Annotated in this window: 5 protein-coding genes; 1 reads left to right on the top strand and 4 read right to left on the bottom strand. The window is 68.2% G+C overall.

What is annotated here, in order from left to right:
* Together ONA70_RS35535 and ONA70_RS35530 are read right to left on the bottom strand one after the other, a co-directional pair.
* The coding region (locus ONA70_RS35535; RefSeq protein ID WP_265010858.1) for a hypothetical protein at positions 1-305 on the bottom strand (305 nt) is incomplete at its 3' end.
* Positions 306-458: 153 nt separating this feature from the next.
* Positions 459-2,024: a nucleotidyl transferase AbiEii/AbiGii toxin family protein gene (locus ONA70_RS35530; protein WP_265010857.1), complete on the bottom strand. Its 1,566-nt coding sequence runs from the start codon at positions 2,022-2,024 to the stop codon at positions 459-461.
* Positions 2,025-2,241: 217 nt separating this feature from the next.
* On the opposite strand from ONA70_RS35530, the gene ONA70_RS35525 reads away from it, so the two are divergent.
* Positions 2,242-2,367 carry a DinB family protein gene (locus tag ONA70_RS35525; protein WP_265010856.1) on the top strand — a complete coding sequence of 42 codons (126 nt, stop codon included), beginning with the start codon at positions 2,242-2,244 and terminating at the stop codon, positions 2,365-2,367.
* A 43-nt stretch (positions 2,368-2,410) separates the two neighbouring features.
* Here the strand turns inward: ONA70_RS35525 and ONA70_RS35520 are convergent, their stop codons facing one another.
* Together ONA70_RS35520 and ONA70_RS35515 are read right to left on the bottom strand one after the other, a co-directional pair.
* On the bottom strand, positions 2,411-2,818 hold the full coding sequence (locus ONA70_RS35520) for a hypothetical protein (protein WP_265010855.1): 408 nt from the start codon (positions 2,816-2,818) through the stop codon (positions 2,411-2,413).
* Positions 2,819-2,908: 90 nt separating this feature from the next.
* Positions 2,909-3,237 (bottom strand): ADP-ribosylation/crystallin J1 (locus ONA70_RS35515; protein WP_265010854.1); only part of this gene is annotated, 329 nt, incomplete at its 5' end.

Raw genomic sequence — 3,237 nt, 5'->3', positions numbered from 1 at the left:
ACCACATCAGCGGTGAAGCTCCCCCGGACAGCCGTCACCTCCCGGCCCCCGACCAGGCCGGGTTCGTGAAGGAAGTAGCCGTTGCCGATGTCCGGCAGGCTCACTTCGCGCACCTGCCGGTACCACACCAGCAGATCACCCGGCAGACACGTGCCCGCGAGCGAGGCGAGCTCCTCCTCCCCCGCCGGGCCGCCGATCGCGTGCCGGCCCGGCGGGTAACCAAACCGGACTTCGAATCCCGGCAGCAGCCGGTCCAGGCACGCGGTGACGTCCTCGCGCCAGCACCGGATGTACGCCACGTCCACCGTTACCAGCTCCATTCAGCACCGGCCCGACGCACCGACGGCTGCTGCCCTGCCCCTGCCGCCGCCGATCATCCGATGTCGCACGAGGCCACGTGCACGCCACAGTGCAGGCACCGGAACAGGTACGCCGTCCACGCGCGATTGTCGCTGAAGTCAGGTCCAGGCACGATCGAGGGCGAGCGCCAGCCGCGTCGTCCATTGCTCGGCGGTGCCCGAAATTCCGGCGCACTCGTCGGTGAAGTTGGTCCAGTCGACCTGCCACGACAACACGGTCTCGGCCGTGAAGTTATCGGCTTCGGCGCCGAGTTCCGGTCGCATGAGCTGGCGGACGAGGGCTTGGTCGACAGTGGTGTGTTCGGCGAGTAGGACCGCGTCGTAGAGGTCCTTGCCTTGCGGGTACATGTCGGTGGCCAGCCACAACAGCTTCCAGGCCAGCGCCAGCGAAGCGGGCGCGGCTAGTAACGGCTCGTCGACGTCGGGCAGTATCAGCACCTCTGGTGAGAGGGGTAGCTTTTCACCGAAGACAACATCGATCTGTACGTGGCCGTCCGGTGCCTCCGGTGTGCTGAACGGGATGACGAGGCGGCGTCCGTCAGCGCGTTCGTACGTCCAGATGGCGGACTCGGTGATCCGGTCTGGTTGCAGGCCGGCGCCGCATGCGGCTCGCACGGCGGCCTTGATGGCATCGAGCAGCGCGCGGGCGTCGGCGCTGTCGCTGGTGATGGTGTGCGGAGTGACGACGAAGTCGAGGTCGCCCGGCTCGCGGGCGGCGTCGCCGACCCAGGCCACCATGGTAACGCTGCCGCGCAGGACCAGATGCTGGCCCCAGATTGTTGCGGCGATGGCCGCCAAGACCTGATTCATGGCGGCGCGCCGGGCGTTGATCCACAACTGGCCGGTGGCCGCCACGAGGAAGTCTGGCTCCCCGGCGCGGTAGGCGTTCGGGTACTGCTTGAGAGCGGGGTCGAACGCCGCCCGCTGGCGGACGGTCGGGCTGACGGGTAGCGGCTGGTAGGTCGGCGGGTAGCCCCGGGCGCCAACCGGCGCGTACCTCATCCTGTTCTCACGCTCCAGTGCGTTCGCGCCCTGCCTGGGCGAGTCCAGCCAGCCCCGGTCGTGGTGGAGGTCGCTGTCGAAGACGACGTACTCCTGCTCCACCGTCATGGGCTCGTGGCCCGCAGCCCGGAGGGTCTCGACGAGCTCGTCCAGCCGCTGCCTGGCCGTGGCGAGCCCAACACCGTGACAGCGCTGGTTGACGAACCGCTCCTGCGCGCCGTCCGCAAACTCCCGGCGGGCGTTGCGTGACAGCCGCGCCCCGTGCGGCGCGACCAGATCGGTGAGAGCCACCAGATCCGCCAGCGCCGTACTGGACAGCGGCAGCTTGACGTGATGCTCGAAGTACCGGTCACCCGGCTCGACTGCCGCCTGCTCATCCGACTGCGGTGCGCCGACGCACCACGGCGCCGCCTCGATCTTCGAGCGGCACGGGTATATCCCTGCCTCGCGCAGCTCGCGTTGCCAACGCTGCACCGCATCGTGCTGCTCGGCCAGCGTGCCTCGCCCGGTCAGGGTGAGCATCGGTTGAGAGACGTACGCGCCACGATCGAGCACGATGTGGACGAACTTCACGCCACGCTCGGTGGCGAACGCCAACAGCTTCTCGGCCTGAGAAGCGTGAGCCGTGATGTGGATCTCGAAGTCCCCCGATACCTCAAGCACCGGCGGAGTCTATGGCACGGCCATCAGGCCGGGAAACGCGATTCCCGCGCAGCATGACGTGGCTTTTGTCGGACTTCTCCAGGTCGACGATTGACAGATGCTCGCTCGGAGTGCCTCCACCGTCCCAGCACAGGCACGCCAGCCGCCACAGGGCCGCGGTTCGGAGCGCGGGCGTACAGGGCATCGCGGCGGGCGCGGCGGTGAGATCCTGGGCGGCATGACGGACCTCGACGCCAAGGCGAATCTCCATCGGTACCTGCGGGAGGCGCGCGAGGCGCTGCTCGGGAAGCTCGACGGGCTGTCGGAGTACGTCGTACGGCGCGCCGAGGAACCGGTCACGTAGCTGCTGCTGATACTCACGCATCCCGGCTTCTCGTCTCGTCGAGTCAGTCTTCGTCTGCTGCCAGTATTACGACCAGCAGCCCGCCGCCGGTGCCGACGACAAGGGCGTCGACGGTGTGTCTGGTGATCGGGTTCCACGAGCCCAGGTCGGTGTTCGTCCACCAGCGGGTCCCATGCCCGAGCAACGTGATCAGCTTCTCGAACACGTCCTGGGCCTTGTCGGCCGGGTAGCGGCCCTGCACGCCGTAGGCGAGCGTCCGCGACGTCATCCCCACCAGGACGGCGAGCGCCGCGTCCTGATCTACCTCCGCCAGGCACACCGTCAGTTCCTCGGCATCCTGAGGCGCCTGGGGCGGATCGCCGAACGAACTAGCCGAGTCGATGACACCACAGTCGGCCAGGAACGCGAACACGCCCGTGAAAGGGTCCTCGCCACCGGCGAACCCGATCAAGGTCCACAGGTGCGCGTTGCCGTAGGGCCCTGGTAGTCCGGCCAGGAGATGCTGAGCCCTCGCGAGTCGCTCAGACGAGTCCAACGCCGGTCACCGCGTCGGCTCGCTGTCGGGCCGGAACTCGTGGACTACCTCGATCAGCCCGACGATGTGCTGGTTGAACTCGTCGAGTTCCTCGGCGGGCACCCACAGCTCAAGGATGTCGCGGCCGCCGGCCTGCCGGACAGGGTAACGGGAGGCGAACACGCGGTCGACCGCGAAGCGGGTGACGTAACCGACGCCGGAGGCGGGAACGTTCCAGTCCCGGGCGATCATGATCGCGTACTGCTCGTTGAGGACCGGGTAGAAGATCGGCTGGTCAGGCAGCCGCGGCGGCCACGCCTTCCAGCCGGAAGCGCGCACGAGTTCGAGCTCCTCGG

Origin of the sequence: Micromonospora yasonensis (genome assembly GCF_026013475.1) — a bacterium.
Classification (GTDB): domain Bacteria; phylum Actinomycetota; class Actinomycetes; order Mycobacteriales; family Micromonosporaceae; genus Micromonospora; species Micromonospora yasonensis.
The sequence above is the reverse complement of the archived record's forward strand: the minus strand, read 5'-3'. Positions and strand labels throughout refer to the sequence as shown.

Excerpts from the sequence above, each read along its gene's own strand:
- ONA70_RS35525 (WP_265010856.1), top strand. The coding sequence starts at position 2,242 with ATGACGGACCTCGACGCCAAGGCGAATCTCCATCGGTACCTGCGGGAG.